The 26475-nt window shown below is 69.5% G+C and carries 25 protein-coding genes; 4 read left to right on the top strand and 21 right to left on the bottom strand.

Annotated elements, in window-relative coordinates; translation table 11 throughout:
• Positions 1–21: 21 nt before the first annotated feature.
• Positions 22–915: an LD-carboxypeptidase gene (locus AB0J16_RS18595; RefSeq protein ID WP_358540593.1), complete on the bottom strand. Its 894-nt coding sequence runs from the start codon at positions 913–915 to the stop codon at positions 22–24.
• 76 nt (positions 916–991) lie between these two features.
• Between AB0J16_RS18595 and AB0J16_RS18590 the strand changes: the two genes are divergently transcribed.
• Entirely contained in the window at positions 992–1876 is an 885-nt protein-coding gene (locus AB0J16_RS18590; RefSeq protein ID WP_358540591.1) for a sulfotransferase, read from the top strand.
• On the opposite strand, the gene AB0J16_RS18585 is transcribed toward AB0J16_RS18590, so the two are convergent.
• The 13 genes from AB0J16_RS18585 to AB0J16_RS18525 all read right to left on the bottom strand — a co-directional run bounded on the left by AB0J16_RS18585 (position 1848) and on the right by AB0J16_RS18525 (position 17019).
• Complete coding sequence (locus AB0J16_RS18585) at positions 1848–3734, bottom strand: ABC transporter ATP-binding protein (RefSeq protein WP_358540588.1); 1887 nt, start codon at positions 3732–3734, stop codon at positions 1848–1850. The genes AB0J16_RS18590 and AB0J16_RS18585 overlap by 29 nt on opposite strands.
• 169 nt (positions 3735–3903) lie before the next feature.
• Positions 3904–4731 carry an enoyl-CoA hydratase/isomerase family protein gene (locus AB0J16_RS18580; protein ID WP_358540585.1) on the bottom strand — a complete coding sequence of 276 codons (828 nt, stop codon included), beginning with the start codon at positions 4729–4731 and terminating at the stop codon, positions 3904–3906.
• A 121-nt stretch (positions 4732–4852) separates the two neighbouring features.
• Positions 4853–5068, bottom strand: coding sequence for a helix-turn-helix domain-containing protein (locus tag AB0J16_RS18575; RefSeq protein ID WP_020547488.1), 216 nt, complete (start codon positions 5066–5068; stop codon positions 4853–4855).
• Between the two features lie 113 nt (positions 5069–5181).
• Positions 5182–6780: an ABC-F family ATP-binding cassette domain-containing protein gene (locus tag AB0J16_RS18570; protein ID WP_358540582.1), complete on the bottom strand. Its 1599-nt coding sequence runs from the start codon at positions 6778–6780 to the stop codon at positions 5182–5184.
• A gap of 117 nt (positions 6781–6897) precedes the next feature.
• A complete protein-coding gene (locus tag AB0J16_RS18565; RefSeq protein ID WP_358540579.1) occupies positions 6898–9561 on the bottom strand; it encodes a Tat pathway signal sequence domain protein in 2664 nt (887 codons plus the stop codon).
• Entirely contained in the window at positions 9558–10193 is a 636-nt protein-coding gene (locus AB0J16_RS18560) for a rhamnogalacturonan acetylesterase (protein ID WP_358540576.1), read from the bottom strand. Before AB0J16_RS18560 ends, AB0J16_RS18565 begins: the two co-directional genes overlap by 4 nt.
• Positions 10190–11074, bottom strand: coding sequence for a carbohydrate ABC transporter permease (locus AB0J16_RS18555; RefSeq protein WP_225291347.1), 885 nt, complete (start codon positions 11072–11074; stop codon positions 10190–10192). The genes AB0J16_RS18560 and AB0J16_RS18555 overlap by 4 nt, the downstream gene beginning before the upstream one ends.
• 11 nt (positions 11075–11085) lie before the next feature.
• A complete protein-coding gene (locus AB0J16_RS18550) occupies positions 11086–12057 on the bottom strand; it encodes an ABC transporter permease subunit (protein WP_358540574.1) in 972 nt (323 codons plus the stop codon).
• Positions 12058–12112: 55 nt separating this feature from the next.
• Entirely contained in the window at positions 12113–13660 is a 1548-nt protein-coding gene (locus AB0J16_RS18545; protein ID WP_358540571.1) for an extracellular solute-binding protein, read from the bottom strand.
• Positions 13657–14286 carry a DUF624 domain-containing protein gene (locus AB0J16_RS18540; RefSeq protein WP_358540568.1) on the bottom strand — a complete coding sequence of 210 codons (630 nt, stop codon included), beginning with the start codon at positions 14284–14286 and terminating at the stop codon, positions 13657–13659. The genes AB0J16_RS18545 and AB0J16_RS18540 overlap by 4 nt, the downstream gene beginning before the upstream one ends.
• A 123-nt stretch (positions 14287–14409) precedes the next feature.
• Positions 14410–15066 carry a DUF1961 family protein gene (locus AB0J16_RS18535; RefSeq protein ID WP_358540566.1) on the bottom strand — a complete coding sequence of 219 codons (657 nt, stop codon included), beginning with the start codon at positions 15064–15066 and terminating at the stop codon, positions 14410–14412.
• Between the two features lie 51 nt (positions 15067–15117).
• On the bottom strand, positions 15118–16185 hold the full coding sequence (locus tag AB0J16_RS18530; protein ID WP_357958489.1) for a LacI family DNA-binding transcriptional regulator: 1068 nt from the start codon (positions 16183–16185) through the stop codon (positions 15118–15120).
• A 162-nt stretch (positions 16186–16347) separates the two neighbouring features.
• The gene (locus AB0J16_RS18525) at positions 16348–17019 is read right to left on the bottom strand and encodes an acVLRF1 family peptidyl-tRNA hydrolase (protein WP_358540563.1); all 672 of its coding nucleotides are present in this window, start codon (positions 17017–17019) and stop codon (positions 16348–16350) included.
• Between the two features lie 246 nt (positions 17020–17265).
• On the opposite strand from AB0J16_RS18525, the gene AB0J16_RS18520 reads away from it, so the two are divergent.
• Positions 17266–18288, top strand: a complete 1023-nt coding sequence (locus AB0J16_RS18520) for an EAL domain-containing protein (protein WP_358540561.1) — start codon at positions 17266–17268, stop codon at positions 18286–18288.
• Between the two features lie 15 nt (positions 18289–18303).
• Here AB0J16_RS18520 and AB0J16_RS18515 read toward each other — a convergent pair whose 3' ends face one another.
• The 7 genes from AB0J16_RS18515 to AB0J16_RS18485 form a co-directional block, all read right to left on the bottom strand.
• Entirely contained in the window at positions 18304–18909 is a 606-nt protein-coding gene (locus AB0J16_RS18515; protein WP_358540559.1) for a response regulator transcription factor, read from the bottom strand.
• Positions 18906–20039, bottom strand: coding sequence for a sensor histidine kinase (locus AB0J16_RS18510; RefSeq protein WP_358540556.1), 1134 nt, complete (start codon positions 20037–20039; stop codon positions 18906–18908). Before AB0J16_RS18510 ends, AB0J16_RS18515 begins: the two co-directional genes overlap by 4 nt.
• On the bottom strand, positions 20036–20770 hold the full coding sequence (locus tag AB0J16_RS18505; protein WP_358540553.1) for an ABC transporter permease: 735 nt from the start codon (positions 20768–20770) through the stop codon (positions 20036–20038). Before AB0J16_RS18505 ends, AB0J16_RS18510 begins: the two co-directional genes overlap by 4 nt.
• Positions 20770–21654: an ABC transporter ATP-binding protein gene (locus AB0J16_RS18500; RefSeq protein WP_358540552.1), complete on the bottom strand. Its 885-nt coding sequence runs from the start codon at positions 21652–21654 to the stop codon at positions 20770–20772. The genes AB0J16_RS18505 and AB0J16_RS18500 overlap by 1 nt, the downstream gene beginning before the upstream one ends.
• Positions 21655–21723: 69 nt before the next feature.
• A complete protein-coding gene (locus tag AB0J16_RS18495; protein WP_358540550.1) occupies positions 21724–22371 on the bottom strand; it encodes a carbonic anhydrase in 648 nt (215 codons plus the stop codon).
• 43 nt (positions 22372–22414) lie between these two features.
• The gene (gene hisG / locus AB0J16_RS18490; RefSeq protein ID WP_358540548.1) at positions 22415–23260 is read right to left on the bottom strand and encodes an ATP phosphoribosyltransferase; all 846 of its coding nucleotides are present in this window, start codon (positions 23258–23260) and stop codon (positions 22415–22417) included.
• Between the two features lie 62 nt (positions 23261–23322).
• Positions 23323–23586, bottom strand: a complete 264-nt coding sequence (locus AB0J16_RS18485) for a phosphoribosyl-ATP diphosphatase (RefSeq protein WP_357958461.1) — start codon at positions 23584–23586, stop codon at positions 23323–23325.
• A 323-nt stretch (positions 23587–23909) separates the two neighbouring features.
• On the opposite strand from AB0J16_RS18485, the gene AB0J16_RS18480 reads away from it, so the two are divergent.
• Positions 23910–24941: a cytochrome P450 gene (locus AB0J16_RS18480; RefSeq protein ID WP_358540545.1), complete on the top strand. Its 1032-nt coding sequence runs from the start codon at positions 23910–23912 to the stop codon at positions 24939–24941.
• An 85-nt stretch (positions 24942–25026) separates the two neighbouring features.
• The gene (locus tag AB0J16_RS18475) at positions 25027–26217 is read left to right on the top strand and encodes an MFS transporter (RefSeq protein WP_358540543.1); all 1191 of its coding nucleotides are present in this window, start codon (positions 25027–25029) and stop codon (positions 26215–26217) included.
• The last annotated feature ends 258 nt before the right edge of the window (positions 26218–26475 follow it).

The following is a 26475-nucleotide window of genomic DNA, read 5'->3' as shown; positions in this document are numbered from 1 at the left end:
TTTGTCGGTATGCGTGTATTCCTACCTTGCCTGCTCCTCGTCGCGGAACAGACCAGCCAGCGAGCACGATTCGGTATCGATAGCCCCAAGAGCCCCAAGCCACACACTCATCTGTGGTGTGCCGTGACCCACCGGCAAGCCCGCCAGGACAGGCACTCCGAGCGGCAGCAGCCGGTCTTTAAGCACGGGATAGGGATCCCCGCAGTCCACCCACGAACCCAGGGCGATCCCGCGCACACCGTCGAAGGCACCCGCCTGCAAGAGCTGGGTGAGCATCCGGTCGATGCGGTAGGGCTCCTCGCCGATGTCCTCCAGCAGCGCGATCTTCCCGGCGAACGACGGGTGGTAGCGGGTGCCGCACATGGAGGCGAGCAGCGACAGGTTACCGCCCGCGAGTATGCCCTCGGCCCGGCCGGGAGCCAGCACCTGGTCGCCGACGACGGGCGGCGCCTGGCGGGCCAGGGCGGCCCGCAGGTGCTCCCAGGTGCGCGGCTCGGCCCGCTTCTCGTTGGCGATCAGGTCGCAGGCCGGCATCGGGCCGTGCAGCGTGGGCACGCCCAGCTCCGCCGCGAACGCGTGGTGCAGCGCCGTGATGTCACTCGACCCGATCAGCGTCTTGGGCCCCGCCGCGCGCATGAGGCCCCAGTCGAGCAGGCCGAGCAGCCTGGCCGCGCCGTAACCGCCCCTGGCGCAGAACACCACGGAGACGGCCGGGTCGCACCAGGCGGCCTGCAGGTCGGCGGCGCGGGCCGCGTCGGCTCCGGCGAGGTAGGGAAGCTCCTGGCTGCCGAGAACGTGCTCGCCGACCACGACCTTCAGCCCGAGCCCCTCCAGGCGCTCGACCCCCCGCCTGAGCAGGATGGCGTTCGGTGGCCCCGAGGGCGAGACGACGGCGACGGTGTCACCCTGCCGCATTGATCAACTCCCGGACGGGCGGCGACGCCGACGTTGGCTTTTTCACTCGCCAAACGGTGTCACACTTACCTCTCGTATGCGACTTCCGCCCCACATCCTCGTGGTCAACGGCATCAAGGTCCGCAGGCCGGTCTTCCTGCTCGGTGCTCCGCACTCCGGCGCGGACCTGCTCGCCCGCGCCCTGAAACGGTCCCCCGGCTTCCACGTCACGATGGGCCGCTCGTCCGTCTCCCACGTGGTGTACGCCTTCGCCCGCAAGCCGTCGATCGGCCAGACGTCGGGTGCCGTGCGGGTGCTGCGCGACGCGCTGGCCGAGTCGTGGCAGGTGCTGCCCCGCTCGTGCGGCCAGTGCGCCGCGGCGTGCCGGGAGGCGGGCGGCGTGATGAGCTTGGGCCCGTGCGTGGCCACGAGCGAGGTGACCAGGTTCGGCGACGGCAGCCCCGACCTGCTCTACAGCGCGCCGGTACTGCTCCGGGCCTTCCCCGACGCCCGGTTCGTGCAGCTCATCCGCGACGGCCGCGACGTGGTCGCCGACATGCTCGACGACCCCGACTGCCTGGCCTGGTTCAAGCCGGTGATGCTGTCGGAGGAGACCGAGTTCCCCAACCCGTTCCTCGGCGTCAACCGCGACGAGCACCGCGACCGCTGGAAGGGCATGCCTGCCGCGGGCAAGAGCGCCCTGCGCTGGCGCAGCGCCGTACGGCTCAGCGCCACGCTGCGCAAGGAGCTGCCGCCCGGCCAGCTCCTCACGCTGCGCTACGAGGATCTCGTGCAGCGGCCCGCGGAGCCGGTGGCGGCGCTCACCGAGTTCCTGGAGACGCGCGTCTCCAAGATCGGTTTGTACGCCCCGCGCGTCTCCGAGGTCGGCTCCTGGCGCACTCGCCTGCGGCCCGGCGACCTCACCCTGGTGGAGAAGGTCACCAGGCAGGAGCTCACCCGACTGGGCTATCTGAAGCGCTGAACTGGGTGCGGTAGAGCTCGGCGTAGAGCCCGCCGCGCGCCAGCAGCTCCTCGTGGCGGCCCCGCTCGGCGATGCGGCCGTCCTGCACGACGAGGATCTCGTCGGCCTCCCTGATCGTCGAGAGCCGGTGCGCGATCACCAGCGAGGTGCGACCGGCCAGCGCGGTCTTCAGCGCCTGCTGCACGGCCGCCTCCGACTCCGAGTCGAGGTGCGCGGTGGCCTCGTCGAGCACCACCACGCGCGGCGCCTTCAGCAGCAGCCTGGCCAGCGCCAGCCGCTGCTTCTCGCCGCCGGACAGCCGGTAGCCGCGGTCGCCCACGACCGTGTCCAGCCCGTCGGGGAGCGCCTCGATGAGGTCACCTATCTGCGCGGCCCTGAGAGCGTCCCAGATCTCCTCATCGCTCGCCCCTGGCCTGGCGTAACGGAGGTTGGCCCCGATCGTGTCATGGAAGAGATGAGCGTCCTGCATGACCACGCCCACGGTGTCGCGCAGCGAGGCGAGCGTGGCCTCGCGCACGTCGAGCCCGTTGATCCGCACCCCGCCCTCGTTGACGTCGTAGAGCCGGGAGACCAGCGAGGTGATCGTGGTCTTGCCCGCCCCCGAGGGACCGACCAGGGCGACGAGCCGGCCGGGCCCGGCCGTGAACGACACGCCGCGCAGCACCTGCTGGGAGGGGCCCGTGTCCTGCCTGGCCACCGACTCCAGGGAGGCCAGCGACACCTCCTCGGCCGCCGGGTAGCGGAACTCGACGCCGTCGAACTCGATCGTCACCGGCCCGTCCGGCAGCGGCCGCGCGCCCGGCTTCTCCGACACCATGGGCTTGAGGTCGAGGATCTCGAAGACCCGGTCGAAGCTGACGAGCGCCGTCATCACGTCCACCTGGACGTTCGACAGCGAGGTGAGCGGCCCGTACAGCCGCATCAGCAGGGCGGCCAGGGCCACCAGCGTGCCCAGCTCGAAGGCGCCGCCGACGGCCAGCACGCCGCCGATGCCGTACACCAGCGCGGTGGCCAGCGCCGCGACCAGGCCGAGCGCGACCCGGAAGACGGTGCCGTACATGCCGACCGTCACGCCCACGTCGCGCACCCTGGCGGCGCGGGAGCTGTAGACGGCGGTGTCGTCCTCGGGGCGGCCGTAGAGCTTGGCCACCATCGCGCCCGCCACGTTGAACCGCTCGGTCGTGACCGAGCTCATCTCGGCGTCGAGCTGCATCTGCTCGCGGGTCAGCGCGGACATGCGCCGCCCGACCCACTTGGCCGGCACAATGAAGATCGGCAGCAGCACCATCGCGACCACCGTCACCTGCCACGACAGCGCCAGCATCGCGCCCAACACCAGGACCAGGCTGATCACGTTGCTGACGACCGAGGACAGTGTGCTGGTCACGGCGCGCTGGGCGCCGATCACGTCGCTGTTGAGCCGGCTGACCAGCGCGCCGGTCTGCGCGCGCATGAAGAACGCCACCGGCATGCGCTGCACGTGGTCGAACACCTCGGTGCGCAGGTCGTAGATCAGCCCTTCGCCGATGCGCGCGGAGAACCAGCGCTGCACGAGCGTGAGAGCCGCGTCGACCAGCGCGAGCGCGCCGATCGCCAGGGCCAGGCCGACCACGACGCCGCTGCGCCTGGGCAGGATGCCGTCGTCGATGATCGCCTTCATCAGCAGCGGGTTGGCGATCACGATCACCGCGCCCGCCATCACCAGCAGTAGGAACGCGGTCATCTGCCCGGTATAGGGCTTGGCGTAGCGCGCGATGCGCCGGACCGTGCCCGGAGTGAGCCGCTGCTTGGTCACGGAGCCGTCGCGCCGCAGGGACGCCCATACCTGGGGGCCGAAGCCCCCTCCCATCATCGCCATTCGGGGGTCCTCCTCCCCCGGCTCAGCACCCGGGAGCCCCGTGGGATTCCCGGGTCAGCTCAGCGCGAAACGCGGGCGCAGCCGGGCCGGCCCAACGCGGGCACCCCAGCGGCTCCCGGGTCAGCTCAGCGCGATTCCCGGCGGCTCCCGGGTCGGCTCGACGCGCCGCTCAGGCTCCGCCGAAGAGCGCCTTGAGGCGGCGTGCCTGCTCGACACCCTCCGCCACGCTCTGCTCCTCCAGGGTGCGCGCCCGCGCTCCCTGGAGGAGTCGCTTGGTCGCCGCCGCCGCGTCCCGGTTGGTCGACAGCAGCTCCGCGATCTTGTCTTGTACGGCTCGCGCCAGGTCATCCGCCGCGACCACGCGTTCGGCGAGGCCGATCCGCAGGGCCTCCTCCGCCCCGATCGTCCTAGAAGTCAGGCAGATGTCGATCGCCTTGGCCAGCCCCACCAGCTCGACCAGTGGCTTGGTGCCGGTCAGATCGGGCACCAGCCCCAGTGCGGGCTCCTTCATGCAGAATTTGACGTCGTCGGCCACGATGCGCAGGTCACAGGCGAGCGCGAGCTGGAACCCCGCGCCGATCGCGTGCCCCTGCACGGCCGCTATCGAGACGATCTCCGGTCGGCGGAACCACAGGAACCCTTGTTGGGCCTTCCTGATCTGCTGCTCGAACGCTGTGGTGTCGAGTTGTGCCGCCGAGCTGAACGAGCCCTGTCCGGGCACTCCCTCAGGCGTGAACATTCGCAGGTCGATGCCTGCCGAGAAGGACGGTCCCTCGCCTTTCACGACGACGATGCGCACCTGCTCAGGCAGGTTGCCCCCGATGTCAGCCAGTGCCGCCCAGGTCGCGAACGTCTGTGCGTTTCGCTTACTGGGCCGATCCAGCGCGATCGTCGCGATCTCACCGTCCACCTCGAAGCGAAGTCCGATCTCCGCCAGCCTTTCGGCAGAGACGTCCTCCGTGTACCCCCCACGCTGTGGCGCCTGCGCTTCCGCCATCGCCCGCTCCCTCATTGCCTTAGCCGTCGCGCCCGAGCCTACAGAATGTCATTCTGGGACTCGGGCGCGACGGCGGCTGACTTGGGACGAGCGGCTGCGGTCGCACGTTCCGAGGCGGCCGTCAGCGCTTGGACTTGCCTCGGGTCGCCCCTCCGCGCCCGCGCAGAGTCACACCGGACTCGCTCAGGATGCGGTGGATGAACCCGTAAGACCGACCGGTCGAAGCGGCCAGGGCGCGGATGCTCTCGCCCGCGGCGTAGCGCTTCTTGAGATCGCCGGCCAGTTTTTCACGATCGGCCCCGGTTACCCGGGTGCCCTTCTTCAGTGTCTCGGCCACGAGTACCTCCTGTAGTGCCGGACTTCCGCAGCGTTACTCCGCCATGATCAGTCATTTCAGCGGGATCGGCTACCTACTCCACGGGAAAAGATCCGTACCCACCCAAATTAAGATCAGGCAAGTGCCACAAGATCGGAAAATTCCTCGCTCCACGCGTCTTCAGTTCCGTCTGGTAGCAAGATCACCCTATCCGGTGACAAGGCGTCAACGGCACCCTCGTCATGGGTAACGAGCACGATCGCTCCTGAATATGACCTCAGAGCGTTCAGAACTTGCTCGCGGCTGACCGGATCTAGGTTGTTCGTGGGCTCATCGAGCAGAAGTACGTTCGCACTAGACAGCACCAGCATGGCCAGCGCCAGCCGGGTCTTCTCGCCGCCGGACAGCACGCCCGCCGGCTTGTCGGAGTCGTCGCCGGAGAACAGGAAGGAGCCGAGGACCTTGCGCAACTCGGTGTCGGTGAACTTGTCGCCGGCCGAGCGCATGTTCTCCAGCAGGGTGCGCTCGCCGTCGAGCGTCTCGTGTTCCTGGGCGTAATAGCCGATCTTGAGGCCGTGGCCGGGCCTGATCTCGCCGCTGTCGGGCTTTTCGACCCCGCCCAGCAGCCTCAGCAGGGTGGTCTTGCCCGCGCCGTTGAGGCCGAGGATCACGACCCGGTGACCTCGGTCGATGGCCACGTCGACGTCGGTGAAGACCTCCAGCGAGCCGTAGGACTTGGACAGGCCCGCGCCGGTGAGCGGGGTGCGCCCGCAGGGCAGGGGGTCGGGAAAGCGCAGCTTGGCGACCTTGTCGCTCTGGCGCTCCTCCTCCGTGCCGGCCAGCAGCCGGTGCGCGCGGCGCATCATGTCTTGAGCGGCCTTGGCCTTGGTGGCCTTGGCCCGCATCTTGTCGGCCTGCGACAGCAGCGCGCCCGCCTGCTTCTCGGCGTTGGCCCGCTCGCGCTTCCTGCGCTTCTCGTCGGTCTCGCGCTGCGCCAGATAGGCCTTCCAGCCGACGTTGTAGTGGTCGATCACACTGCGGTTGGCGTCGAGGTGCAGCACCTTGTTGACCGTCGCTTCAAGAAGGCCCACGTCGTGACTGATGATCACCAAGCCGCCCTGATGCGATCGCAAAAAATCACGAAGCCACCCGATTGAGTCCGCATCTAGGTGGTTTGTCGGCTCGTCGAGAAGGAGAGTTTCCGCTCCGCTGAAAAGAATGCGTGCCAATTCCACGCGCCTTCGCTGGCCGCCGGAAAGCGTTTCCAGTGGCTGCCCGAGGACCCGGTCGGGCAGGCCCAGACTGGAGGCGATGGAGGCGGCCTCGGACTCGGCCGCGTAGCCGCCGAGCACGTGCATCTGGTCCTCGAGCCGGCCGTACTGCTTGACGGCCTTGTCGCGGGTGCGCACGTCGGCGGAGGACATGCCGAGCTCGGCCTCGCGCAGCTTGCGCAGCACCTCGTCGAGCCCTCTGGCCGACAGGATGCGGTCGCGGGCAAGGACCTGCAGGTCACCGGTACGCGGGTCCTGCGGCAGGTAGCCCACGGCGCCGCTGGTGGTGACGCTGCCGGCGGCGGGCATGCCCTCGCCGGCCAGCACCTTGGTCAGCGTGGTCTTGCCCGCGCCGTTGCGGCCGACGAGCCCGATCTTGTCGCCGGGATTGACCCGGAACGAGGCGTTCTCTATGAGTAGCCGCGCGCCCGCGCGCAGCTCGATGTCACTGGCGATGATCATGATTGACGGAACACTCCCGAGCTAGGGGTAAGAAGAGGTGGGCGTGGGGGGACGCCGGTCAATCGGGAGTGTGCATACAGATCAGTGTAGGGCCCTCGCCGGGAGCCCCACCTCTGCTTAATCGGCCGGCAGGTGCTCTCCGATCAGCGCGAGGTTCTGGATCGCGGCCAGGCCGTACTGGGCGGCGTCGTTGGTGGAGATGAAGGGCGCCTCCAGCACGTACGCCAGGACGTTCGGCCCCTCGACCCGACTCAGGCGCCAGTCCGGCTCGCGCTGCAGAGGGTTGCGATTGAGCTGGTCGCCCTCGTCGAGGAAGAACTTGCGCCAGGCCAGGTCCGCCAGCTCGGCGTCGCCCGAGCGGGCCGCGGCGTACGCGGCCAGGCGGCTGTGCGCCTGCACCAGCGAGATGCCGCTCAGCGGGTGACCCACCTCGGCGGCCTGCCGCTCGGCCGAGGCCAGGTAGAGCCGGCAGTAGTCCAGCCACGCCTGCTCGAACCCGGGGACGTCCAGGTCGAGCGCGATGAGCTCGGAGCACATCTCGGGCAGCCCGAAGACCGACGACAGGTGGGAGACGGAGATCTGGTCCCGCGAGGTGTCGAAGCGGCCCGTGGCCAGGTCGAGGCGGGCCTCGCCGGTCAGGAAGCCGCGCGGCAGCGCCCCGATGCCGGCCATCGTGCCCAGCAGTCTGTCCTTGGCGTGCTCGTCGCCGTACCGCTCCCACCGGGTGAGCCAGGCCGCCGCGAGCGCGCCCCAGTCGGTGCCGAGCCCGACCGCCAGGGCGGCCGGGTCGGGGGTGTAGACGTCCTCGCGCACCTTGCGCGTGGGGTCGATCACGAGGAACGTCTTCTCCGGCCCGGCCAGCTCGTCGAGCAGGTCGCCGGTGCGCTCGTCGGCGGTCAGGTAGTAGAACACGCGCCGGTAGGCGGCGTTGGAGATGCGCAGCTGCTTGGCGCTGCATCCCCAGTGCTGCACGTTGTGCCTGGTGCCCAGGCCCTTCCAGCGGCCGAGGTGATAGACGTCGACCTCGCCGGTGTGGCGGGTCATGGCCTCGGCGAAGCGGAAGACGTCGGCCCGTCCTGTACGCAGATACTGGTACCAGAGCCACAGGTCGGGCGAGAGCTCGGAGTTGTCCCAGGCGTAGCCGCCGACGTCGTAGCGCCAGGTGTGCCGGTCGGCGTCATAGGTGTGCATGACGTCGCCGTAGTCCCAGAACCCGTACCACCTGCGCTGCTCCCGCTCGCGGCGGTAGAAGTCGAACAGCAGGTCCAGCCGGTCCTCGATCGCGGCATGGGCGGGCGTGGCGCGGTCGGGCAGCGCCCAGTCACCGAACACGCCCGCCTCGCGGACGCGTTGCGGGGCGGCGGCCAGCAGCGCGGGCTCGTTCATCGCGTCCGCGTGCCCGGCCAGGCCCTCTGATGACGGCGTGGCGTCGTGGACGCGCAGCGTGAGCTCATGGGTACGCGCGATGCCCTGGGCGTGGCCGAAGCCCGGCTCGTAGTCCTCGTAGGTGATCTCCAGGCCCTCCAGCTGCTCGGCGAAGGTGTCCTGGCCCATGCCGTCGTGGTAGAAGCGCAGGTCCATGGCGGGAGCGGAGGGCGACCAGAGCCAGACTGTCGCGGTGGCCAGGTCCGTGGCGGCGCCTCTGACGTCGAGCCGGGTCGGGTGCAGCCGCCAGAAGTCACGCAGGCCGAAGCCGAGGCCGCCGCTCGCGCCGCCGAGGTAGCCGTACCCGGCCGAGCGGGTGCCCGACGGAACGGTCACCCAGGCGTGGCCGTCGGCGGTGCGTTTGCGCAGGGTGAAGCCGTCGGCCGAGGCTTGGTCGAGGGTGTAGTCGTTCCAGGCGGGGATGAGGTGCAGGCGGTTCGCCACCTCGGGGTTGCCGATCGGGCCGCACGGCCTGCCCTCGACCTGGGCCCGCCGTACAGCTTCCCCCGGGTCGCGGCGCAGCCCGGTCAGGCCGCGTACCGCCTCGGTGAGGAAGCCGTCCTGCCCGGCCAGCCTTACGTGGCGGTCGTGGAGCTCGTCGCGCATGACCACGTCGGCGCGCAGGCCGAGCCCGGCCAGGAAGTCGCGCTCCGGGTCGCCGTCCCAGACGAAGGTGTGCATGACGCGTACGTCCTCGGCGCCCGCGTAGAAGTACAGGCGGACGGTGAACGGCAGCCGGCCGCCGTGGTCGCCCGTCAGGCGGATCACGGCCCGGACGGGTCCGTCCTGCTCGACGGTGACCTCGCGGACGATGCCCGTGGCCTGCTCGCGGGTGACGGTACCGCCCTCGTCCGGGGTGGGGCCGTCCTGGTGGAGGCTGACCAGGCGGACGTCCCTGGCGATCTCGCGGGAGCCGTGGGAGACGGAGCGGGCCAGCGTGTCGCCCGCCTCCTCGATCGTCCAGGTGACGGGCCCGGTGCTGACCCGCAGCACGCCGCCCGCACGGACGACGGTGACGGGCCGCTCCGGCACAGTGCCAGGTTGCCCCGCCGCATCGTCCTGGTCGGCGCCCGGTCGTCTCGCCGCATCGTCCTTGTCGACCGCGTCGGCGGCCAGCCGTCCCGCCGTCAGCTCGTACGACGCGGCGGGCTGGGCCTGCGGCCCGATGGCGTGCGCCGACCACTTGACCGACCCGTCCGGCCAGGTGGCGGTCACCCAGCTCTGCACCGGCACCCCGCGGCCCTCGGGATCGGTGAGCGCGAACGGGGAGTCGCGCTCCACCGTGCCGCGCGCCCACGGGACCCCCCAGGTCACGCCCTGTTCCTTGGGCCGGTCGAGCCAGTTCAGCGCGGTCAACAGATCTCCTTGAGTCGCCCGGCGACGATCGCCGCCACCTCGTCGGCGCCGCGAAAGCAGAAGTGGGTGTCGTCGGCGACGCCGTCGGGATGGAGCGGGTGCTCGCCGGACCCGAAATGGGTGAACGCGAAATGGGTGAACAGGGCCTTGGAGCCCTCGGGACCGAGCCGCTCGTACAGCTCAGTGGTCGCCGTGGTCAGGTCGATCAGCGGCAGACCCTCGGCCGCCGCCAGCTCACGCACCTGGCCGGGATAGTCGCCATGCGTCGGCACCAGCCGATCGCCGTCGAACCTGCGCCGCTGCACCGGCGTACACAGCACCGGCAGCGCGCCCGCCCCACGCGCCTCCTCGACGAAGACGCGAAGGTTGTCGCGGTACGGCAGGTCAGGCTCCTTCTGATCGTTGTGCCCGAACTGGAGCACCACGACGTCGCCGAGGGCGGCCTCCCGCAGGAGCGCCGCCCACAACCCCTCTGCCCGGTGGCTGGCCGTGGTGGCGCCACCCTTGGCGAAGTTGCGCACCGGGCCGCCGACATGGGCGCCGAGCTGCGCCCCCCAGCCCGACATCGGCGCCTCGAACGCCGGGCAGGAGGCGACCGTCGAGTCACCGGCCAGCAGCACGGTGCGGGTCACTCCTTGACCGACCCGAGCAGCACGCCCTTGGAGAAGTGCTTCTGCAGGAACGGGTAGAAGAACAGGATCGGCAGCGTCGCGATGACGACCACCGCGAACTTCAGTCCCTGCGTGGGGAAGAACACCGACTCCAGCATGGCCATCGCGTTCTGGGCGTCAGGGCTGGTCAGCTGCCTGACGAGCACCTGCAGCGTCCACTTCTTGGAGTCGTCGATGTACAACAGCGGCGACATGTAGTCGTTCCAGATGCCCACCGCGTAGAACAGCGAGAACGTCGCGATGATCGGCTTCGACAGGGGCAGCACGATCTTGAAGAAGACGCCCATCTCGTTGCAGCCGTCGATGCGCGCCGCCTCTTCCAGTGCTTGCGGCAGCTCCTGGAAGAAGCTCTTCACGATGATCAGATAGAACGGGTTGATCGCCAGCGGCAGGATCAGCGCCCAGTAGCTGTCGAGCAGCCCCAGGTCCCGCACCACCAGGTAGGTGGGGATCATGCCGCCGGTGAAGACCAGCGTGAAGATGACCAGGTTCAGGACCAGCGTCCGTCCCGGCAGGTACCGCTTGGCCAGCGGGTAGGCCATCGTGAACGTCAGCAGCACCTGCACCACCGTGCCCACCGCCGTCACGCAGATCGTGGTGAGCAGCGCCCGGACGAACGTGCCCGAGTCGAAGATGTACTCGTAGGTGGTGGTGACGAACTTCTCCGGCCACAGGAAGAACGGCCGCGAGGCGATCTCCGCCTCCGAGGCGAACGATCCGGCCAGCACGTACAGCAGCGGCAGGATCGTGATCAGCGCCAGGAACAGCAGCACGGCGATGTTGAGCACATCGAACACGCGGCTGCTGAGCGTGTGCTGGTGTGTGGGCGACTGGTTGGGCATTCAAGCGCTCCTTAGAACAGGCCACGCTGGCCGAGGCGCTTGGCCAGCCAGTTGGAGCCGAAGATCAGGAGGACGCCCACCAGTCCCTTGAACAGGCCGACGGCCGTGGAGTAGCTGAAGGCGCCCTGGGTGATGCCCATGTAGTAGACGAAGGTGTCGAACACGTCCGCCGACGAGCGGTTCAGCGCGCCGGTCATCAGCCAGATCTGCTCGAAACCGGTGTCGAGCAGGTGACCCGAGGTCAGGACGGCCATCACCACGATCGTGGGCCGGATCGCGGGCAGCGTGATGTGCCAGAACTGCCGGAAGCGCCCGGCACCGTCCATGCGGGCCGCCTCGTACAGGTCGGTGTTCACGCCCGCCAGCGCGGCCAGGTAGATGATCGTGCCCCAGCCGGTCTGCTTCCACAGCAGCTGGAAGACGATGATCGGCCGGAACCAGTCGGGCTGGGCCACATAGTCGACCTTCTTGCCGCCGAGCAGCTCGTGGAAGAAGGTGGCGATCACCCCGAAGTCCACGGAGAACAGCAGGTACGTCAGCGAGGCGACGATCGTCCAGGACAGGAAGTGCGGGATGTAGACCAGCGACTGGATCGACCGCTTGAGCACGCTGTGCCGCAGCTCGTTCAGCATGAGCGCGACGATGATCGGCGCCGGGAAGACGAAGACCGCCGTCAGCAGCGCCAGGATGAGCGTGTTGAACATCAGGCGGCCGAAGTCCGGCCCGTTGAACAGCTCCTCGAAGTGCTTGAAGCCGACCCACGGGCTGCCGGAGTAGCCGAGGAACGGCAGGAAGTCCTGGAAGGCGATGGTCACGCCGTACATCGGCAGGTATTTGAAGACGACGAAGTACGCGAGACCGGGCAACAGCATCAGGTACAGCCAGCGGTAACGCAGCATGGCGGTCCGGAAGGTCAGCTTCTCGCGGGGACGCCCGGGCTTGGTGGCCGCCTTCACGGGAGGCGGCGCCAGGTCGGTGGCCACAGCCACCTCCTTTCACAGAAGGGGCCCGGGAATGTCCCGGGCCCCTTGGGCGAGATCAGTTGCCGAGCTTGGAGACCAGGTCGTTGGTCTCGGCGGCGATCTGGGTGCCGCCGTTGTCGTACCAGCGCTTGATCTCCGCCTTCAGCCCCGCCTCGTCGATCGCGCCGGAGATGAACTTGATCCGGGCGTCGGTGATGATCGGGTCAAGGGTCTGGCCCTTGGCGATGGTGGTGGGCGCCATGACCGGGAGCGCCGGGTTGTGCACGGCGGTCTTCAGGTCCTCTTCGGCCAGCTTGGTGCGCAGCGTGACCTGGTCCTGGTGCGGCTTGTCCGGGTAGAGGTCCGGGTAGGCGCCGAGGCCGACGCTGGCGGTGGTGCCGAGCTGGATGAACGCCTTGTCCACGTCCTGCTGGATCTGCTTGACCTTGGGGTCGTCCTGGTTGACGCGGGCGGCGTAGCCGTCCTGGACCTTGAAGTTGCGGCCCTCGAGCCCGTTGCTCAGCAGGATCCCGCCCTCCTTGGAGGCCATCTTGTTCAGGACCGTCAGCACGTCGTCGAGTTGCTGCTCGGTCTGCACGCTCTGCCGCGGGATGGCGATGACGCCGTTGTAGCCGGTGAACGGGGAGGAGAACTTCTTGCCGTCCGAGCGCTTGAGGTTGCCGACCGTGAGGACCTTGTCGAAGTCGTTGGGGTCCTGCTCCTTGAGCAGGTCGAGGAGGTTGGTGCCGCGGACGTTGACATCGATGATGATGCCGCCCTTGCCCTGGATGAACGGGTCGTTCCACTTGGCCGAGTCGAGGGTGGCGTAGTCGGGGTTGACCAGGCCCTCGTCGACCATCTTCTTGACGAACTTGTTCGCCTCGACGAACTCGGGGGTGTCGAAGCCGGGGACGAGCTTGCCGCCCCGCTCACCCCAGCCGTTCGGGGCGCCGAACCAGGTCTCGATCACGTCGTACGGGCTGGAGCTGGCGTACTGCGGGGACGGCCACTTCGGGATGATCAGTCCGTAGGTGTCCTTCTTGCCGTTGCCGTCGGGGTCCTTCTCCGTGAACGCCTTGGCGATGTCGTAGAGGTCGTCGACGGTCTCAGGCGTCTTCAGCCCGAGCTTCTCCATCCACTGCTTGTTGATCACGACCGCCGAGCGGAGCAGGGGGCGGATCCGGTAGAGACCGTAGATCTTGCCGTTGGTGGAGGAGTTCCGGACCGTCTGCGCGTCCCGGTTCTTCAGGTTCGGATACTTGTCCAGCTTGTCGGTCAGGTCCCAGAACGCCCCAGCCTGGGCGGCGCGGACGAACGACGAGGTCTTGTCGCCCTGGATGACCATGATCTGCGGCATCTTGTCCGAGGCCAGCGTGACGTTGGTCTTGTCGTTGTAGTCGGCGTTGGGCACCCAGGTGATCTGGAGCTTCTTGCCGACGAGCTTCTCGACCGCCTGCTGCATCTCGCCCTTGGGGTCGGGGGCCGTGCCGAACAGCGGGACCATCATGGTCACCGTGCCGCTGTCGGCCTCACTCCCCCCACCGCCGCTGGAGCACGCGGACGCGAGTAGCGCCGCCGTCAGCGTTAGTGCACCGGCGACCAGCCGGCGACGAGATGCGCTCATGAGTTCCCTTTCGAATGCAGGCGCGCCTCGTTCTCCTCGAAGAAACGCAGGCAGAGCCACGTGTTGAGATAGATCCACGCACCGATGCTGATCACCGCGGTGAGAACGGGCGCCGCCGAGGTCACGAAGACGATGGTTGCGAGCGCGAACAGCAGCACCACTGACGAGGCCGGCCGAGTGAGCGCTAACAGCGACGCTTTGGGCAGGTAGGCCCACAGCGGTAGCTCATAGTGCGCGTAGAGCGGCCCGAGATAGGTCCCCACCCCGGCCAGCGCCACCATCGCCACCAAGGTCGCGAGCCGCAACGCTTCCGAGCCGGGCCCGAGAGCGGAGAAGTACAGGTAGTTGCCCACGAGAATGGTGCCGAGCACCGCCACCGGCAGGATCAGCAGCGAGGCGCGGACGAACTCCCGCCGGTAGACGGTCCAGAATTCCGGCCAAGCCTGAAACGATTCACCCTGGCTGTGCCGCCGTGCCAGCGTGTAGGCGGCGACGGTGGCGGGCCCGAGCCCGAGGATCACGCCACCCAGGAGGGTGAACACGATCCAGAGGAGGTTCAGCCGGGCCGCCCAGATGAGCTCTGAGCAGGCAGCTTGAATTCTGATCGACGTGGCGGGATGGTTCATCCGGCACCACCTTCTCGTGGCGTGTGCGCGGACACGGGGGTGGAGTGTTGCGCCGCCGTTCCTAGTCCGTTTCGTACGGGTGAACGGCGGTTGGTGCGAAATTAGTGTTGAATCGACTCAATGTCAATGACGTGAAACCCGCAGATTCGCATACTCCCCGATCATCGGGGCCATCTGCCGGAATCCGATCTTGCCGCCACGCAGCGCGGGGCCACCCGTGCTCCCGTCGTCCGTCCAGCGGAACGAGACCACATCGTTGATCGAGAAGGTGATCTCGCCGCCCAGGACGTCCAGGCGCACGGCGTACGGCCCGACGGCGTCCAGCGCCGCGGGCAGCGGGTCGGCACCCTGCGTGACCAGGTGAAACCCGTGGCTCTTACGCAGATTGCAGGTGTGCAGAGCGCGCTCCGACGGCCACATCCGCCGGAAATAGGACACGTGGTAGGCATCGATGTCGCCGTGGTGATACTGCTCGTACGGCCCGTTACGCGGCGCGAGGCCCGGATCGAACAGATCCTCACCACCCCGGCCGCGGGCATGGAAGAACATGATGCACAGCCCCGGCTCCCTGACCGGCCAGAAGTCCCATTCGATCCGTACGTCGGCGGGCAGGTCCTCGGGGCACCACAGCACCACGTTGGCCGCCTGCCCGTCAGCGGGCGGTCTGAGGCTCTCCAGCCGCATCCGCCCCATCGGGAACGTCGTCGCCCCGTCCCCCTCCAGCCGGAATCCCGCCAGGTCATCGGGGCCGGCGAGCGGGTTGTGGTAGATCTCCGTCAAGGTGGGCTCCTGCGCGGGTCGCCGGGGCCGGCGACCGGGTTGCGGTATCTGTCAAGGTGGACTCCTGTGCAGGTCGCTGGACTGCCGCACCACCAGGTCCGGCTGGAAGATGACCTGCCGGTGCCGGTGCAGCTCAGGCTCCGCCACCTCCTCCAGCAGCAGGTCTATGGCCGTACGCCCGAGCAGCTCGCGCGGCTGGCCGACCGACGACAGGGGCACGGTCGCCGCCGCGGCGAAGTCGATGTCGTCGTAGCCGACGATCGCCATGTCATGCGGAACCCGCAACCCGTGCGCGGCCATGGCCTGCAGGAATCCCAGGGCGAGCAGGTCGTTGGCGCAGAAGGCGGCCGTCGGCCGCTCCTCAACGGGCAGCGCCGCCACCCGCTCGCCCGCGATGCGCCCGTGGGCCACGCTCAGCGCGGGCATGAACCAGGCGATCAGCTCGACCCCGCCACCCGGCCCACCGCCGGGCTCGACTCCCCCGCCCGGCTCGGTGTCCCGCGCCTCGGAGACGGCGCTCGTTATCCCTAAATGCCGGTCCCCCACCTGCTTGATCGACCGCGGCCCGCCGACGAACAGGATCTTGCGGTGTCCCCGCTCGATCAGATGAACTCCGGCGATGTGGCCGCCGAGCCGATCGTCGACCGCCACCGAGCACTGGAGCCCGGTGGCCGCGCTGTCGACGAGCACCACGGGCGTACCCCTGGCGGCGAGCTCCGCCAGTCTCGGGCTGCTCGCGTCGACCGGCGTGATCAGTATGCCCATCACCCGCTGCTGTTCGAGCTGGTCGAGATGGCGCAGCTCGCGGGCCGGGTCGGCGGCGCTGTTGCACAGCACCACCATGGTGTCGTGCTCGTCCGCCAGGGCGTCGGCGCCTTGTGCGACGTCGGCGAAGAACGGGTTGGCCACGTCGAGCACGATCAGGCCGACCGTGCGGCTGCGGCCGACCCGCAGGTGGCGGGCCACCTCATTGCGGACGAAACCCAGCTCGCGGATCGCGTCGAAGACGCGCTTACGCGTGGCGGGGGAGACGATCTCGGGGCGGTTGAGCACGTTGCTCACAGTGCCCACGGAGACGCGTGCCCGCTGCGCGACCTCCTTGATGTTCGTGGTCGACATTGATCCTCACGAGGCCGCTCCATTGTTGAACGCGGCTTATCATAGCCTTACTCATGATCTTTTTGAATCGACTCAAGACACCGATCTTCCGGCGAGCATACACGCACGGTCAGTGCTCCCCCGACGGGCGTCACTCTCAGGGGTCATCGCTGACGATGTCGCCTACGATTCACCGCCCGTGGTGGGTGGGTCCACCACGCGGATGCGTACCGCGCGGAACAGCGCGGGCGTGTCCTTGAGTACGGCCAGCCTCGGGTCGGGGACGACGAGGAACGGCTCCGTCTCCAGCGCCAGCAGGCCGGCCAGGCGCCGGTCGGCGCGCAGCGCGTCAACGGCCCGGCGATCGCCGCCGAGCACGACCGCGTCCAGCTCGCCCAGGCACGGCGACAGGACGCGCGCCACGGTCTCGGCCGCCGCCTCGAATGCCTGGTCCGCCTGGTTCTGGCGGCGTCTGGCGAAGCGCTGCTGCGACCACCCGCCCGCCGCGGTACGCCCCTGGACCAGGCGAGACCCGACCTTGGACACCACCAGCCGCGACCCGTGGAACATGCCCGTCGCGTAGCCGCCCATCCGTACCAGGATCACCCCCACGCGCCGATCGGCCCGCGCGTGGGTGACAAGCCTGGTCACGTACGGTGGCCCCAGTGGCAGGGGTGGGAAGGGCACGTGCAGCTCCGCCAGCGCGCCGTCGGCGGCCACCAGGCGCACGACCTGCTCGTCACCGGTGGCCTCGAACGGACCGTGCCGATCGGCGAAGCCGTCGATCCACGGGTGCACGCGCTCGGGCACGACGGACACCCACCGTCCGCCGCCCTTGGCCGGTCGCGCGCTCATGGGGGAAGGTTAGCCGACCGGAAACCGGAGCCCGCGTGCCGAAAGGCCGGCCAACCGGAGCCCGCGTGACTGGAAGAGCAGCCAATCAGCCCGCGCGCCACAAAAGGGCCGCTCGCGTGGCCGAAAATCCAGCCGACCAAGGTCCGCGCCCACCCCTGCCTGGAGGCCGGGAACTCTGAACGAAATATCGGTGAATTTCGTTTCAAGTCACTTCTGCCGAACCTGTCACAAGCCCATCATCACTACGTGTCCTCCCTGCTCACCAGCCCCGTGGTGGACCTCGACACGGGAGCCGTCATCGCGCGCCCGGCGGTCATCGACGCGGCGGGCTACCTCCGCCCCGACCCGCTGCCCGTCGTACTGGAACTGCCCATGCGGATCGTCCTGGGAGGCGCGGGGGCGCTGGCTCCGCTGCACGAAGCGCTGCGGCGGTCGGGCAGGCACCCGCGCGAGGCCATCGTGCTGCTCACCGGCCCGTGCGGGCCCGCCGACCGGCCGCTGCTGACCGTGACGCTCAACGGGCTGCGCAACCTCGGCTACCTGCTGGGCTTCGCCGACGTGGGCGCGGAGAGCGTGCCGCTCGACGTCATCGCCGACGCCTCCCCGTACCTGCTGGCCCTGGCCCCGGAGCCCATCGGAGGGCTGCCGGGCGACCGCCGGCCGGCGGCGGTGGCGCGGTCGGTCGTGGCGCTGGCCCGCGGCCTCGGCGCGCACGCGCTGGTCTCGGGGGTCGAGCGCGAGGCGCAGCTGGCCGCGGTGCGCGGCTGGGAGGTGCGGCTGGCCTGCGGGCCGCTGCTGAGCCCGGGACCCGACGGGAAGGTACGGGTGCCGCTCCCGCCCACCGAGGAGCCGTCGGCCACGGTACAGCTCGGGCCGCGCGTGCAGGAGTTCCTGCTGCCCGCCGTGACGCTGCCCGCCGGGGCCAAGGCGGAGGAGGTGGTGGCGGCGTTCGGGCACGAGCCGTCGATCACCAGTGTGATCCTGGTGGACGAGTACCAGCGGCCCAAGGGGAGCCTTGACCGCAGCCGGTTCCTGCTGTCGTTCGCGGCCCGCTACGGGCACGCGCTGCACGGCGCGAAGCCCGCCCAGCGCCTGGCCGACCCGCCGCGCACGGTGCCGAAGACCACCCCGGCCGTGGCGGCCATGCGGGCGGCCGGCCAGGACTCCGGCCGCGTCTACGACGACCTGGTGGTGACCGACGAGCTGAACCGCTGCCTGGGCATCGTGCGGGTGTCGGACCTCATCCGGCACGTGGCCTGGGCAGGATGATCAATCCAGACGGTCTCAGAGCCACCCCTGTGACTTGGCGCGCTGGACCGCCTCGATGCGGTTGCGGGCGTGCGTCTTCTGGATGGCCGACGACAGGTAGTTGCGCACGGTGCCCTCCGACAGGTGCAGGTGCCGGGCGATGTCGCCGATGGTCGAGCCGTCCACCGCGGCGGCCAGCACGTCCCGTTCGCGCGCCGACAGCGGATTGGGCCCCGCGCTGAGCGCCGCCGCCGCCAGGCCCGGGTCGATGACGCGCTCCCCCGCGTGTACGCGCCTGATCGCCGCCGCCAGCTCCCGGGCCGGGCTGTCCTTGACCAGGAAGGCCACCGCCCCCGCCTCCATGGCGGTCCGCAGGTAACCGGGACGGCCGAACGTGGTCAGGATCATCACCCGGCAGCCGGGCACCTGTGAGGTGATCTCGGCGCTCGCGCTGAGGCCGTCCATGCCGGGCATCTCGATGTCGAGCAGCGCGATGTCAGGGAGTTTCTGGACCGCGACGGCCACGGCCGCCTCGCCGTCGGCCGCCTCGCCGACGACCTCGATGTCGGGCTCCAGGCCGAGCAGCGACGCCAGGGCGCCGCGTACCATGGCCTGGTCCTCGGCCAGGATCACGCGGATCACGCCGCCGCTCCCACGGGGACCAGCACCCGCAGCCGGAAGCCCGCCTTGGCCCCCGGGCCCACCTCGACGTTCCCGCCCGCTTCGCGCACCCGTTCGGTCAGCCCCTGTAAACCACTGCCGAGCCGGACCGGCTCCTCGCCCTGCCCATCGTCCATGATCTCCAGGATGGCGTGTTCGCCGTCGTGCGTCACCTCGATCCGGCAGCGACGCGCCCGCGCGTGCCGTACGACGTTGGTGGTGCCCTCGCGTACCGCCCAGCCGAACAGGCCGTCGAGCAGGCCGGGCAGCGGCGTGCCCGAGACCCGCACCAGTGGCTCCACGCCCGCCGCCCGCAGCACGGCCCTGGCGTTGTCGAGCTCTTCCGGCAGGCTGCGCTGCCGGTAACCGGTGACGGCCTCGCGCACCTCCGTCAGCGCCTTCCTGGCGACGGTCTCGATGTCCTGGATCTCCTGGTGCACCTTCGGGGAGTCCTCGGCCAGCCGCCCGGCCAGCTCGCTCTTGAGCACGATCAGCGACAGGCTGTGGCCGAGCAGGTCGTGCAGGTCGCGGGCGATGCGCAGCCGCTCGTCCGCCGCGGCGAGCCGGGCCACCTCGCCCTGCGCCTCGCGAAGTTGCACGGCCAGCAGCCTGGTGTTGCGTACGCCGATGAACAGCACGCCCAGCGTGACCACCTCCATCCCCAGGATGAGGAGGGTGGTGCTGTCGGAATGGTGCAGCAGCCCGCCGCCGACGACGACCGCCAGCATTCCGGCGATGCCGAAGCCCGCCCGCCGGGGCGGGAGGATCATGGCGAAGAGCACCGTGGAGTAGATGGGCAGGGCCAGCCAGCCGCCGCCGAAGACCAACGCGCCGACCACCGCCTGCGCCGTGGTGAGGGCGAGCAGCGGGTACGTCGACCGCGACCGCTCCGTCATGCTGCGCGGGCTCACGACGGTCGCCAGGTACGAGATCACGAACGCGATCAGAGACAGCCACGCCCAGACGGCCTTGGCCCCGTGGAACTCCCCGCTCAGGATCTCCCCCACCAGGAGGAACAGGTAGACCATGCCGAAGCAGATCCCGTACAGCCGCCGGTAGCGGGACGAGGTCTCACCCGTCCCGCCGAAGGTAAACCGGTTGGTCCAGCTCATGCCCGAACAGTAGCCCGCCGGTAGGCGTAGGCGGCCGCGCCGCCGAGCACGATCCCCCACGCCACCACGATCAGCGCGTCGGACATGGACACGCCGTGGCCCGCGATCACGTTCCAGCCGAGGCTGGCGTAGTGGTAGGAAGGCATGAAGCCGGCGATGGTCCGCATCGTGCCGCCGATGGCGTCGATGGGAAACCAGAGGCCGCCGAGCAGCGACAGGGCGAACATACAGATCATCGCGGCGGGCTGGGCGGCGTCGGCGCTCAGCAGGGAGCCGATGAACAACCCGAGCGCGATGAACGGGATCGCCCCCACCCACAACGACAGCAGCAGCGCCACCCACTGGCCGGCGGGCATCGACACGCCCTGCTGCAGCACGGCCGCCACGCTGACCAGCAGCAGGGACGGCAGCACGAGGACCATCGCGGCGCCGAGCTTGGTGACGATGATCGCCCAGCTCGGCAGCGGGGTGATCTGCAGCTGACGCAGCCAGCCGGACTGACGCTCCTGCGCCCAGGGCACGGCCGAGCTCATCATGGACGAGGCGAGCGCGCCGTAGGCGGCCATCGACACCAGCAGGTAAGTGCTCATCCGCACGCCGGCCGAGTCCGTCTGGGTGCCGTAGATGTTGGCGTTGATCAGGTAGAACACGACGGGGAACAACACCACGAAGATGATGTACCGGCGGTTGCGCAACATCCGCAGCGCCTCGGTCTTGGCGTAGTAGAGCATCAGGACTCCCTGGTGAGGGCGAGGAAGGCGTCCTCTAGGTCGGCGCCGGCGAGGTTCAGGCCGCGCACGTCGAGCGTGGTGCCCCGGTAGAGGCCGGCGAGGGTCGCGTCGGCGTCGGAGGTACGCAGCGTGGCCGTGCCCGCGGCGATCTCCACCGCCGTGACGCCGGGCAGCAGGTCGAGCCCGGCCGCGGGCTGCTCGCCGAGGGTGAAGCGGATGACCTGCCCGCCGACGCCCGCCTTGATCTGCGCGGCGGTGCCGTCGGCGACCACCTTGCCCCTGGCGATGACGATCACCCGGTCGGAGTGCTCGTCGGCCTCCTCCAGGTAGTGCGTGGCGAAGAGCACGGTCCGCCCGCCCGCCGCGTAGGCGCGCATGCTCTCCCAGAACCGCAGCCGGGACTCCACGTCCATGGCCGCGGTCGGCTCGTCCAGCAGCAGCGTCTTGGGCGCGCCCGCGATCGCCAGGGCGAACCTGACGCGCTGGGACTGGCCGCCCGACAGCTTGTTCGCGCGCCGCTTCACCAGGTCGGTGAGGTCGGCCAGCTTGAGGATCTCCGCCAGGTCCAGCGGCTGGGGGTACAGGTTGCGGACCAGGTCGATGAGCTCCTGGACCGTCAGCTCGGGGATGAGCTGGCCGCTCTGCAGCATGGTGCCCATCTGGCCGGCCGCGACCGCCTGGCGGGGAGTGCGGCCGTACACGCTGACCGTCCCCCTGGAGGGCCGCAGCAGGCCGAGCAGCATGTTGATGGAGGTCGACTTGCCGGCGCCGTTGGGGCCGAGCAGGGCCACGGTCTTGCCGGGCTCTATCTCCAGGGACACATCATCGACGGCAAGGACGTCCCCGTAGTCCTTGCTGACGTGGTCGAACACGATGGCGTTCATGACATCAACGCTAGGGCGGTGGATCTTGCCTGGTTAGTGCGTTACTTCCGGGGTTGACGGTGACATTTGTCAGGCGACGCGCCGCACCAGCCCGGTGTCGAGGCTGTAGTAGGCGCCGACCACGGTGGCCTTGCGGGATAACAGGGTGTCGGCCCTCAGCCCCAACACTGTCCGTACGATGTGCGCGCGAACCATGTCGTCCACCTCGCCGTCGTCAACCTCGCCGTCGTCCACCTCGCCGTCGTCCACCTCGCCGCTGGAGCCGGTGTAGACGGGTTCGAGGGCGGCGACGATGCTGGGCAGTTCTCCGGGCAGTGTCTCCCGCTCGCGCAGCGCCCTGGCCGCCGCGATGACGGCGCCGCAGCGCTGGTGTCCCAGGACGACGACGAGGCTGGCGCGTAAGTCCTGCGGGCCGAATTGGACCGCCGCGGTGACGAGCCGGTCGACGGTGTGCGCCGCCGTACGGACGACGAGCAGATCGCCCAGCCCGGCGTCGAAGACGACCTCGGGCGGCACCCGCGAGTCGATGCACGACAGCACCACCGCGTAGGGAGACTGTTCCGCCGCCACCTGCTTCCTGCGGGCGGGATCCTGGCGGGGGCGGCGGGACGCGCCCGCCGCCCAGCGCCGGTTACCGCGCTGCAGTGCCGCCCAGGCCTGCAAGGCGGCGGCATCACAGAACGGGACATAACTACGAGCAAGCGTTTCGTCACCCACAGCTAGGTGATTCCCGGACGGGACATCACCTAGCGGACAGATCTCAGAGGCGGCAGGCGTAGATGTCGGTGGCCAGGATGGCCCTTGCCCCGATCTCCCAGAGCTGGTCCATCACCTGCTGGTGCCCGCGCCGCCGGACCATCACCCGGACGGCGACCCAGCCCTCGCGGTGCAGCGGCGAGACCGTGGGCCCCTCCATGCCGGGCGTGAGCGCGATGGCCTCCTCGATCCGCTCGGCGCGGATGTCGTAGTCCATCATCACGAAGTCGCGGGCGTGCACGACGCCCTGCAGGCGGCGCACGAGCTGCTCGATGCCGGTGTCGGCGCCGTTGCCCTGCTGCCTGATCAGCACGGCCTCGGAGCGCATGATCGGCTCGCCGAACACCTCCAGGCCGACGTTGCGCAGGGTGGTGCCGGTCTCCACGACGTCGGCGACCGCGTCGGCGACGCCCAGCCTGATGGCCGTCTCGACCGCGCCGTCGAGCTTGATGACGCGGGCGTCGACGCCGGACTCCGACAGATATTTGCCGAGCAACCCCGCGTAGGAGGTGGCGATGCGCAGGCCGTCGAGGTCCTTGACCGACGTCATGGCACCCGCCCTGGCGGCCAGCCGGAAGGTGGAGCCGCCGAAGCCGAGCGGCATGATCTCCTCGACGGGGGCGCCGGAGTCGATGCGCATGTCCCGGCCGGTGATGCCGGCGTCGAGCGTGCCCTCGCCGACGTAGACCGCGATGTCGCGCGGGCGCAGGAAGAACAGCTCGCAACCGTTGTCCTCGTCGACGACGACGAGCTCCTTGCTGTCCTTGCGGGTCCGGTAGCCGGCCTCCTTGAGCATGGTCTGGGCGGCCTCACTGAGCGCGCCCTTGTTGGGTACGGCCAGACGCAACATGTCCGTGGTGTCCTTGGTGTCTCGCGGGCTGTTAGGTGTACGGGCTGACGGGCGCGGGCGCCCTAGAGATGCTTGTACACCTCGTCCAGCCCGATGCCCTTGGCGAGCATGAGCACCTGAACGTGGTAGAGCAGCTGGGAGATCTCCTCGGCGGCTCGGTCACTCGACTCGTGCTCGGCGGCCATCCAGCTCTCGGCGGCCTCCTCGACGACCTTCTTGCCGATGGCATGGACGCCGGCGTCGAGGGCGGCCACGGTGCCCGAACCCTCGGGTCGGGTGCGTGCCTTCTCTGACAGCTCGGCGAACAGCTCTTCGAAGGTCTTCATGATCTCTCTCGTCGGTCGGCTGGCATGCGTGACAAGCCTAGTCTGCGCGCGTGGGTCAACGGACCCCTGTCCGCCACGCGAGACGCCCGCGCGGCTATAGCGCTGTTGACTACCACTTCTTACTCCTCTATTGTCACACCGGCTAAATCAATTGTTTGGCGCAATTTTTAGCGATTTATGGAGACTTAGTGTCGACGGAAAGTCCCTTTCCGCATTCGCTCCGTGTTCTACTAAAACCGGAAGTACTCCGAAATCCAGCACCCGTCTATGCCGCCTGGCGAGAAACGGAGCCGTTCTTCTGGTATGGCGAACTCGGCACCTGGGTGCTCACCCGGTATGCCGACTGCGCCGCCGTACTCAAAGGGCTGGACCGTTTCACCTCCGACTGGCGGCGGCTCGGCGAGCGGACGCCCGCCGAGCTGGTCATGTTGCAGACCGTCGATCCGCCCGACCACCCGCCCGTACGGCGGCTGCTCACCGCCGCCTACCGGGCCCAGGACCACGCGGCGCTGGCCGAACGCACCGAGCAGCGGGTACGGCGGCACCTGGCGGCGCTGGCGGGCACCGAGTTCGACTTCGTCCACCGGCTGGCCATCCCGCTGACCGTGGAGACGATCTGTGAGGTCCTGGGAGTGGATCCGCCGGACCTCGACTGGCTCAACTCCGTTTCCCCACCCGTCATCGACACCATGGACGGCGGTCTGCGCCCCGAGGTGATACCGGCGGGCCTGGCCGCGCGGGCCGAACTCGACGCGTTAATAGAACGCTGGATGGTCGAGCATCGCCCGGACGGCATGTTCGCATATATCAGCAAAAAGCTCCCCAGCGCTAGTGTCGACCGCCGCCTGGTGCTGAATTCGCTCCGCTCCACCTTCCACGCCGGCTTCGAATCCTCGGCCCGGTTGCTGACGCTCTCGCTCCTGGCCCTGACCGACAATCCCGACAGCCTCCGCGAATTCTCCAAAAATCCCGATTTAGCGGTTGAAGAGTTGATTCGCTATACCAGCCAGGTCCAGGTGCTCGCCCGCGGCTGCCTGACCGACACCGAGGTCGGCGGCCGGAAGGTCCGCAAGGGAGAGGGTGTGACCTTGATCATCGGGGCCGCCAACCGCGACCCCGCCGCCTTCTCCGACCCCGACGCCCTTCGACTGGACCGTACCCCCAACCCCCACCTCGGCTTCGGCCGCGGCCTGCACGCCTGTTTGGGGGCCGGTGTCGCCGCCATGCAGACCAGGGCGCTGTTCACGGAGCTCGCCCGCGGCTACCCGGCCATCGGGCCGTGCGCCGAGCCGGTGATGTGGGACAGCGGCACCCTGCGCGGGGTACGGACTCTGCCCGTCGAGCTGGGGAGGTGACCAGCCATGCGATACGCCTACTGACCGACGGTCGCCGTGGTCGGGGCAGACCACGGCGACCGACACTTCACCTGGGGGGAACTCGATGAACCAGCCGGCGCCCGCCCGCGCCCGATACCGGGACGCGCTGGCCGTGCCCGAGTTCCGGGCGATCTTCCTGTCGCACGTCGTCTGCATGCTGGGCACGATCGTGACCCAGTTCGCCCTCACCGTGCTGATCTACCGCCAGACCGGCTCGCCCTTCCTGGCGGCGCTGGTGTTCACCGTGGCGTTCGTCCCCTACCTGTTCGGCGGAGTGCTGCTGTCGGCGCTGGCCGACCGGGTGGTGATCCGGCGCCTGCTGGTGGGCTGCAACCTGACGACGGCCGCACTGGCCGCGGCCATGGCGCTGCCCGGCTTACCCGTGGGCGTCGTGCTGGCGCTGGCGTTCGGGATGGGCCTGGTGGCTCCGGTCTTCGCGGGCGCGCGGGCCGCGGTGCTGCCGCGCGTCCTCGACGGCGAGGTCTACATCGCGGGCCGCAGCCTGTTCCGGCTGGTGGCACAGGGCGCGCAGGTGGGCGGGTTCGCGCTCGGCGGGCTGCTGCTCATCGCGCTGGCCCCGCGCGCCGCCCTCCTGCTCAACACGGGCGCCTTCCTGGCGTCGGCGGCGCTGCTCACCGTGGGGGTCGAGGCCCGTCCCGCCGCCGCCTCGGCCCGGTCGCTCTCGCTCGTACGCGACTCGCTGGCGGGGCTCGGGCGGGTCTTCCGGCTGGTACGGCTGCGCCGCGTCCTGGTGTTCGGCTGGGCCGTGCCCGCCATCGGGGTGACACCCGAGGCGCTGGCGGCGCCGTACGCCCACCTGGCCGGGTTCGGGACGGTGGGGCTGGGGCTGCTGATGTCGGCCCTGCCGGTCGGCACGGTCTTGGGTGAGCTCCTGTGCCTGTGGATCCCCTCGCCCGCCCGCCGGCTGCGGCTGGTCGTGCCGCTGGCACTGCTGATGTTCCTGCCGCAACTCGCCTTCGGCCTGCGCCCCGGACTGTCGCTCGCGCTCGGGCTGCTCGTGCTGTCGGGCATGGGCCTGGCGCATCACCTGGGGCTGGACCAGCTCCTCATGGACGCGGCCCCGGAGGAGGTGGTGGGCAGGGCGCTGAGCATCCAGACGGCGGGGCTGATGTTCTGGCAGGGCATCGGCTTCGCTGTGGCGGGCTCGGCCGCCCAGTTGCTCGCACCGCCGGTGGTCATCACGGCCGCTGCGGTAGCCGGCCTCGCCCTGGTACCGCTGCTCCGCCCCCGCTAGCACTCCCACGGGACGCCGGCCACAACGAACCGGTTCCGCCCGCACCCCCGAAGGGAGCATCCCTCCCATCCGCCCCCGCTAGATACCCCCGAAGGGGGCACCCCCCGAGGGACGCCAACCACAACGGGCCGAGTCCTTCCTCTCCCCCGAAGGGGGCGCCCCTCCCAAGGGACGCCAACCACAACGGACCCGCTCCTTCCCTCCCCCGAGGGAGGCACCTCTCCCAAAGGGACGCCAACCACAACGGACCCGCTCCTT

Origin of the sequence: Nonomuraea sp. NPDC049750, from assembly GCF_040659625.1 — a bacterium.
In the GTDB taxonomy this organism is placed as follows: Bacteria; Actinomycetota; Actinomycetes; order Streptosporangiales; family Streptosporangiaceae; genus Nonomuraea.
This window is presented reverse-complemented; position numbering and strand designations above follow the sequence as displayed.

Bases quoted from the DNA above. Each gene is read 5' to 3' on its own strand.
- AB0J16_RS18595 (WP_358540593.1), bottom strand. From the start codon at position 915: ATGCGGCAGGGTGACACCGTCGCCGTCGTCTCGCCCTCGGGGCCACCG.
- AB0J16_RS18590 (WP_358540591.1), top strand. From the start codon at position 992: ATGCGACTTCCGCCCCACATCCTCGTGGTCAACGGCATCAAGGTCCGC.
- AB0J16_RS18585 (WP_358540588.1), bottom strand. From the start codon at position 3,734: ATGGCGATGATGGGAGGGGGCTTCGGCCCCCAGGTATGGGCGTCCCTG.
- AB0J16_RS18580 (WP_358540585.1), bottom strand. From the start codon at position 4,731: ATGGCGGAAGCGCAGGCGCCACAGCGTGGGGGGTACACGGAGGACGTC.
- AB0J16_RS18570 (WP_358540582.1), bottom strand. From the start codon at position 6,780: ATGATCATCGCCAGTGACATCGAGCTGCGCGCGGGCGCGCGGCTACTC.
- AB0J16_RS18555 (WP_225291347.1), bottom strand. From the start codon at position 11,074: ATGCCCAACCAGTCGCCCACACACCAGCACACGCTCAGCAGCCGCGTG.
- AB0J16_RS18545 (WP_358540571.1), bottom strand. From the start codon at position 13,660: ATGAGCGCATCTCGTCGCCGGCTGGTCGCCGGTGCACTAACGCTGACG.
- AB0J16_RS18540 (WP_358540568.1), bottom strand. From the start codon at position 14,286: ATGAACCATCCCGCCACGTCGATCAGAATTCAAGCTGCCTGCTCAGAG.
- AB0J16_RS18530 (WP_357958489.1), bottom strand. From the start codon at position 16,185: ATGTCGACCACGAACATCAAGGAGGTCGCGCAGCGGGCACGCGTCTCC.
- AB0J16_RS18525 (WP_358540563.1), bottom strand. From the start codon at position 17,019: ATGAGCGCGCGACCGGCCAAGGGCGGCGGACGGTGGGTGTCCGTCGTG.
- AB0J16_RS18510 (WP_358540556.1), bottom strand. From the start codon at position 20,039: ATGAGCTGGACCAACCGGTTTACCTTCGGCGGGACGGGTGAGACCTCG.
- AB0J16_RS18505 (WP_358540553.1), bottom strand. From the start codon at position 20,770: ATGCTCTACTACGCCAAGACCGAGGCGCTGCGGATGTTGCGCAACCGC.
- AB0J16_RS18500 (WP_358540552.1), bottom strand. From the start codon at position 21,654: ATGAACGCCATCGTGTTCGACCACGTCAGCAAGGACTACGGGGACGTC.
- hisG (WP_358540548.1), bottom strand. From the start codon at position 23,260: ATGTTGCGTCTGGCCGTACCCAACAAGGGCGCGCTCAGTGAGGCCGCC.
- AB0J16_RS18485 (WP_357958461.1), bottom strand. From the start codon at position 23,586: ATGAAGACCTTCGAAGAGCTGTTCGCCGAGCTGTCAGAGAAGGCACGC.
- AB0J16_RS18475 (WP_358540543.1), top strand. From the start codon at position 25,027: ATGAACCAGCCGGCGCCCGCCCGCGCCCGATACCGGGACGCGCTGGCC.